Below are 6,603 nucleotides of genomic sequence, written 5' to 3'. Positions count from 1 at the left end.
ACATCAGGGTGTCCGAAGCGAAGCGAGGACGGGTCCCCTGTAGGAGCAAGGGGAAATATCTATACCTCAAGCCCAGCAAAATCTTTTTCAGAGGGAACGCAAAAATCCCGCCGATTCCGAAGAATCAGCGGGATTTTCTTTGAAGTGCGCCCCCTGGGACTCGAACCCAGAACCCATTGATTAAGAGTCAATTGCTCTGCCAATTGAGCTAGAGGCGCTTATTTGTTTTTCAGGGTTTCCCCTGCAACAAGTAAATACTATACGGCATTTTATAGACACCCGCAACTCAAGTGAGCATGAACTGCATCACATACCTGTTAAGTGCTGCTGTTCAGCTTGAAACAGCAAGAATCCGGCGCCCCACCTCTCCCCCTGTAGCGGGGTGTGGGTGGAACGCCGGATTCTTAGAAAGCTATTGCTGAGCTACCGTTTAGCGAGCGACGGAACCTTCGGTGTAGTCGTCGTCAACGGAGTTCCAGGAGAACAGCTCGCGCAGCTTGCGGCCGGTTGCCTCGATGGGGTGTGCCTCGCCCTTTGCGCGCAGTTCCTTGAACTCGGGTGCGCCTGCAGCCTGGTCTTCCATGAAGCGCTTTGCGAAGTTGCCGTTCTGGATGTCTGCCAGGACAGCCTTCATGTTCTCCTTGACCTCGGGGGAGATCACGCGGGGGCCGGAGACGTAGTCGCCGTACTCTGCGGTGTCGGAGATGGACCAACGCTGCTTAGCGATGCCGCCCTCGATCATCAGGTCAACGATGAGCTTGAGCTCGTGAAGGACCTCGAAGTAAGCAATCTCGGGCTGGTAGCCAGCTTCGGTCAGAACCTCGAAGCCGTACTGGACGAGCTGGGAGGTGGAGCCGCAGAGGACTGCCTGCTCACCGAACAGGTCGGACTCGGTCTCTTCGGTGAAGGTGGTCTTGATGACGCCTGCGCGGGTTGCGCCGAGGCCCTTTGCGTAGGACAGTGCCAGTGCGAGTGCTTCGCCGGATGCGTCCTTCTCAACTGCGACCAGGGCGGGAACGCCGCGGCCTGCTTCGAATTCGCGGCGGACGGTGTGGCCGGGGCCCTTGGGGGCGACCATTGCCACGTCGACACCCTCGGGTGCGGTGATGTAGCCGAAGCGGATGTTGAAGCCGTGTGCGAAGAACAGTGCGTTGCCGGGCTTCAGGTGGGGTTCGATGCTCTCTGCGTAGACCTTTGCCTGGACCTGGTCCGGGGTCAGGATCATGATGACGTCTGCTTCTGCTGCTGCTTCTGCAACGGTTGCGACGCGCAGGCCTTCTGCCTCAGCCTTGGCACGGGACTTGGAGCCCTCGGACAGACCGACGATGACCTTCACGCCGGAGTCACGCAGGTTCAGTGCGTGTGCGTGGCCCTGGGAGCCGTAGCCGATAACTGCTACGGTGCGACCCTGGATCAGGGAGAGGTCTGCGTCGTCGTTGTAGAAAATGGTTGCTGCCATTTCTTCTCCTCAGTAAGTTTGGTATGCGGCCCAGGCTGGGCTCAACATTGACTATTCTACTTGATAGCTTTTGGGGTGCAGGTTTACGAGAGCACTTCTCAGATTGTGGCTCAAGATTTTATAACCTGCAGAGTTTATGGGGTACTGCATCTATTTCTTTGGTATTGGGGTGCCTAGGTAGAGAAATCACCTAGTAGAGAAAGAAATAGAGAGTACCTGATGCTCCCCCGCCCGCACTGCGAATACGTGTGTTTCGGTTGTGCGGGCGGGAGAACTGCTACGGGAATGTAGCGTCAGGTATTTTGTGCTAGATGCGCTCGCTCATGGCGCGGGGGCCACGTGCCAGGCCGATGGTGCCTGCGCGAACAATTTCGCGAACACCGTAAGGCTCCAGAACATCCAGCAGTGCGTTGAGCTTCTCCTCAGAACCGGTTGCCTCGATGACAACAGACTCAGGGGAAACGTCAATCACAGATGCGCGGAACAGGTCAGCTGCCTGAACGATCTGCAGGCGAGCAACTGCGTCGGCCTTGACCTTAATCAGGATGTGGCCGCGCTGGGTGGAGGAGTCGGCGGGAAGCTCGACGACCTTCAGCACGTGAACCAGCTTGTTCAGCTGCTTAGTAATCTGCTCGATGGTGTGAGCGTCACCTTCGGTTACGACGGTGATGCGGGAAACACCGGGGTTTTCGGTGGGGCCCACAGCCAGGGAGAGGATGTTGAACAGGCGGCGGGAGAACAGACCGGAGACGCGGGTGAGAACGCCCGGCTTATCTTCTACCAGAACGGACAGAGTGTGCTGAGACATTAGTTCTCTCCCTCACGATCGAACTCGGGCGAAGTGTTCTTCGCAATCCAAATCTTGTCATTAGAAACGCCTGCCGGGACCATGGGCCAGACCAGTGCGTGGGGGCTGACGGTGAAGTCAATGACCACGGGGCGGTCGTTGATTTCCAGGGCAGCCTTAATGGTGGCGTCCACGTCTTCGTCGCGCTCGCAACGGAAGGTGGCGCAACCGTATGCGTCGCCGAGCTTCACGAAGTCGGGGATGCGTGCAGTGCCGTGACCGTCCTTCAGATCGGTGTTGGAGTAGCGCTCATTGTAGAACAGAGTCTGCCACTGGCGCACCATACCGAGGGAGGAGTTGTTGATGATAGCGACCTTGACGGGGATGTTGTTCTGTGCGCAGGTGACCAGTTCCTGGTTGGTCATCTGGAAGCAGCCGTCACCGTCGATGATCCACACGGTGGATTCGGGGTGTGCAACCTTTGCACCCATGCCGGCGGGAACGCCGTAGCCCATGGTGCCGAGGCCTGCGGAGCTAATGAAGTGACGGGGGCTCTCCTGCTGAATGTAGTGTGCACCCCACATCTGGTGCTGGCCAACGCCGGTGACGTAGTATGCGTCGGGGCCGGTGAGGGCGCTGATGCGCTCGAGGACGTATTCGGGGGAGCCGAGGCCATCGTTGGGCTTCTCGTAGCCGAGCGGGTAGTCCTTGCGGATTGCGTTGAGCTCGTTCCACCATTCGGTGAGGTTCGGCAGCTGGTCTGCGAACTCGGTGGAGAGCAGGTCGGTCAGCTCGGGCAGTACGTACTTGAGGTCGCCAACAATCGGCACGTCTGCGAAGCGAATCTTCGAGATTTCTGCCGGGTCAACATCAATGTGGATGACCTTAGCCTCGGGTGCGAAGGAGTCGAGCTTACCGGTGACGCGGTCGTCGAAGCGTGCACCGAGGGTAATCAGCAGGTCAGACTTCTGCATTGCGGCGACGGCGGGGACGGTGCCGTGCATGCCGGGCATGCCGAGGTTCTGGGGGTCAGAGTCGGGGAATGCACCGATAGCGTTCAGGGTGGTGACGACGGGTGCGCCGATGAGCTTAGCCAGCTTGTGGAACTCTTCGGAAGCACCTGCGCGGACCAGGCCACCGCCGACGTAGAAGACGGGGCGCTTGGATTCGGTGATGAACTTAGCTGCTTCGTGAATCTGCTTGGAGTGGCCACGGGTGACGGGGGTGTAACCGCGCAGCTCCAGATCCTCAGGAATGCCGCGGTATTCCATCATGCCAACCTGTGCGTCCTTGGTGACGTCCACGAGCACGGGGCCGGGGCGACCGGTGGATGCAATGTGGAATGCTGCTGCGAGCGCGCGGGGGATGTCCTGCGGGTCGGTGATCATGAAGGAGTGCTTGGAGATGGGCATTGCCATGCCGACGATGTCAGCTTCCTGGAATGCGTCGGAGCCCAGCAGCTTGGTGGACACCTGGCCGGTGATTGCGACCAGGGGGATGGAGTCCATGTTTGCGTCAGCGATTGCGGTCAGCAGGTTGGTTGCGCCGGGGCCGGAGGTTGCGATGCACACGCCGGTCTTACCACTGGACACTGCGTAGCCCTGAGCTGCGTGGCCTGCGCCCTGCTCGTGGCGGACCAGGATGTGGCGGACCTTCTTGGAATCGTACAGGGGGTCATAGGTCGGCAGAATTGCGCCGCCAGGCAGGCCGAATACGTCAGTCACACCCAGGTCTTCGAGGGTGCGGACGATTGCCTGAGAACCGGTCATGCGTTCTGCGGGAGCGTTTGCCGCGTCATCAGAAGTGGAAAATCCCATGGTCATGGAAATGCCTCGTGTCTTAATGGTTCTTCGTTGTACTCAATGTTCTGCGTGGGGTTTGTGTGATCCTCACGCATCCTATGCCCGGGGGTACCAAGCTATAAAAAATGCCCCTCGCTGTTGGTGGTAGCGGTAGGGGCGCTCAGTCGCAGTGAATAGACCCTGCCACGCGCCCTAGGCGACGTCGACAAGGCGTAGAATTCGCTGGAACATTGCTGTCTTCACCCTTCTATGGTGCGCCCCAAGAAGGGGTGAGTCAAATCTCTATCGAGCAACACGCCCGTTTTTGTTCATAAAGGCGCAGGTCAGATACTTTCTTTCATGATGTGGACACATTGCACTTGTTTACACATTCCCACGTGTTCATTTGAACAGGTGAGAAAAACTCGCATTTTTGGACGTCATGGCGCGTAATATGCGCGAATACTCGTGACCTTCGTTGGTTGCCCCGGTAGACTGAAGCTATGACCGAACCGATCATCCCGGTCGCTGATGAGCTGACCGAAGCAAGTAAGTACGCAGAGGTTGTTGACCCCCGTAACTCTGTTGAGAGTGACGTGTTTTTGACGGGTGAGGAACTTATCCGAGTTCTGCACCCGGTTTTTGACGAGCAGATTATTAATTACGGTGCATACAATTTGGTGTATGCGACGGGCCGTGCGGTTTACCGTAATCCTGATTTGGCGTTGCATCAGTATCCTGATCAGCAGCATTTTATTGTTGGGTATCAGGATGCGCCTGATGAGGTGATTATTGCTCCGGTGAATTTGCCGGCGTTGACGCCTGCGGGTACGGCTACGACGATTGATAATACGAATGCTCTGCATGCGTATCGTGTGGGTGATGATGCAGTGACGCTTGAGTCGGTGAATGGTAGCTCGTTTTATTTGTCGTTTGAGGATAATGCTGAGGTTGCAACTCACCTTGGTACTGGCCTGTTGGAGCAGGGTAAGGACGTGGAGGATTTCCGTGAGTTTGTGACGCGGATTTGGCCGGTCCTGTAGCTTTATGACTTTTTGAAATGATTGCCCGCTGCTGTTGTATGACGGTGGCGGGCTTTCGTGTGCCTTAAGTCTGCCACGTTGCTGGCTTGAGGGGCGGTGCACGTCCTCGCTCCTACAGGGGCACCCGCCCTCGCTTCGCTTCGGGCACCCTGATGTCGCTACGGACGGCACCGGCGCCTCTGCGCGCACCAGACTAGCTATCTCGCAAAAGCCTGAAAGGCGACAGCCCTCCCCCGCCCCACACACAAAACACCAAACCACCAAGCAACACACTAAAAGGCGACAGCCCTCCCCCCGCCCCAGTTCGCTAGGCACGGGGCGCACACACTGAACCACCGCGCAACCCAACGAACCGGCGGGATTCCACGAACCCCTGAACCACAGGACGTAAAGAGGAGCGGGGCGGCACATCGGTAGCGCGCCGCGTTTTCCGGATGCGCCCTCAGGGTGTCATACGGACGCTCTCCGCAGCGAAGCAAGGAGGAGCGGAGCGTCCGGGTGACGGGTGCCCCTGCGTAGGCGCGGAGGAAACATGCGGCGCGCGTCATCTGAAACAAAGCCGGACACAAGCTCCTCAAACCCAAAAACTGTATTTATTCGGGGAACGCAAAAATCCCGCCGATTCCGAAGAATCAGCGGGATTTTCTTTGAAGTGCGCCCCCTGGGACTCGAACCCAGAACCCATTGATTAAGAGTCAATTGCTCTGCCAATTGAGCTAGAGGCGCTTATTTGTTTTTCAAGGTTTCCCTTGCAACAGAAAAATACTATACGCGAGTTTTCATGGTGTGCGCAAGTTGATTCAGGGTGAGCCTGGACACATTATTTGGGTGGGGTGTGTGGGACACTAGACTGTGTGTATTGCACGGGGCGCGCCCGCGTCCCTCCCCTTTTCTTGATACCTATTGTTGTTTTGAGGAGTTATTGATGAGTGTTCGTCTTGAGCCGGGTGTTCCGGCGCCTGCTTTTTCGCTGGTTGATTCGGCTGGTGTTACTCATAGTTTGAGTGATTATGCGGGCAGTAAGGTGATTTTGTATTTTTATCCGAAGGCGTCGACTCCGGGTTGTACTAAGGAGGCGTGCGATTTCCGCGATAATTTGGCGTCGTTGAAGTCGTTGGGTTACGTGGTGTTGGGTGTTTCTCCGGACTCGCCGGCGGCTATTGCGCGTTTTGTAGAGAAGGAGTCGTTGACGTTCCCGCTGCTGTCTGATGCTGATCATGCGGTGGCTGAGGCGTATGGTGCGTGGGGTGAGAAGAAGAATTACGGCAAGGTGTATGAGGGCCTGATTCGTTCGACGTTTGTGATTGATGAGCAGGGTGTTATTTCTGTGGCTCAGTACAATGTGCGTGCGACGGGTCATGTGGCGAAGCTGCGTCGTGATTTGGGTATTGACCCGAAGTAGGGTCGTGTTTTCTGTGCTCGGGTAGCGCGAGGGGCGGCGGCGCTGTGTAGCACCTCCGTGTGTGGGGCTGTTGTTCGGCGTGTTTGCGGGCTTTTTGCCCTATGGGCGCTTCTTTTAAGGCTTGGAGAACC

5 protein-coding genes and 2 tRNA genes are annotated in these 6,603 nt (G+C 57.3%); 2 read left to right on the top strand and 5 right to left on the bottom strand.

The annotated features are described in order from the left end of the window. Positions 1-145 precede the first annotated feature (145 nt). The 4 genes from HMPREF2919_RS03745 to HMPREF2919_RS03730 all read right to left on the bottom strand — a co-directional run bounded on the left by HMPREF2919_RS03745 (position 146) and on the right by HMPREF2919_RS03730 (position 4,069). Positions 146-218: transfer RNA gene (locus tag HMPREF2919_RS03745), tRNA-Lys, on the bottom strand. 212 nt (positions 219-430) lie between these two features. Continuing rightward, positions 431-1,459, bottom strand: a complete 1,029-nt coding sequence (ilvC, locus tag HMPREF2919_RS03740) for a ketol-acid reductoisomerase (protein WP_005508646.1) — start codon at positions 1,457-1,459, stop codon at positions 431-433. Positions 1,460-1,766: 307 nt separating this feature from the next. Continuing rightward, positions 1,767-2,267, bottom strand: coding sequence for an acetolactate synthase small subunit (gene ilvN, locus HMPREF2919_RS03735; RefSeq protein WP_005505523.1), 501 nt, complete (start codon positions 2,265-2,267; stop codon positions 1,767-1,769). Then, the gene (locus HMPREF2919_RS03730; RefSeq protein ID WP_070666281.1) at positions 2,267-4,069 is read right to left on the bottom strand and encodes an acetolactate synthase large subunit; all 1,803 of its coding nucleotides are present in this window, start codon (positions 4,067-4,069) and stop codon (positions 2,267-2,269) included. Before HMPREF2919_RS03730 ends, ilvN begins: the two co-directional genes overlap by 1 nt. 461 nt (positions 4,070-4,530) lie before the next feature. On the opposite strand from HMPREF2919_RS03730, the gene HMPREF2919_RS03725 reads away from it, so the two are divergent. Next, the gene (locus HMPREF2919_RS03725) at positions 4,531-5,070 is read left to right on the top strand and encodes a hypothetical protein (RefSeq protein WP_005508644.1); all 540 of its coding nucleotides are present in this window, start codon (positions 4,531-4,533) and stop codon (positions 5,068-5,070) included. Between the two features lie 653 nt (positions 5,071-5,723). On the opposite strand, the gene HMPREF2919_RS03720 is transcribed toward HMPREF2919_RS03725, so the two are convergent. Continuing rightward, a tRNA-Lys gene (locus HMPREF2919_RS03720) sits at positions 5,724-5,796 on the bottom strand. 199 nt (positions 5,797-5,995) lie between these two features. Here HMPREF2919_RS03720 and bcp point away from each other — a divergent pair. Next, positions 5,996-6,472: a thioredoxin-dependent thiol peroxidase gene (gene bcp / locus HMPREF2919_RS03715; RefSeq protein WP_049342150.1), complete on the top strand. Its 477-nt coding sequence runs from the start codon at positions 5,996-5,998 to the stop codon at positions 6,470-6,472. The last annotated feature ends 131 nt before the right edge of the window (positions 6,473-6,603 follow it).

It is taken from the genome of Rothia sp. HMSC068E02 (genome assembly GCF_001813565.1).
Taxonomy (GTDB): domain Bacteria; phylum Actinomycetota; class Actinomycetes; order Actinomycetales; family Micrococcaceae; genus Rothia.
The sequence above is the reverse complement of the archived record's forward strand: the minus strand, read 5'-3'. Positions and strand labels throughout refer to the sequence as shown.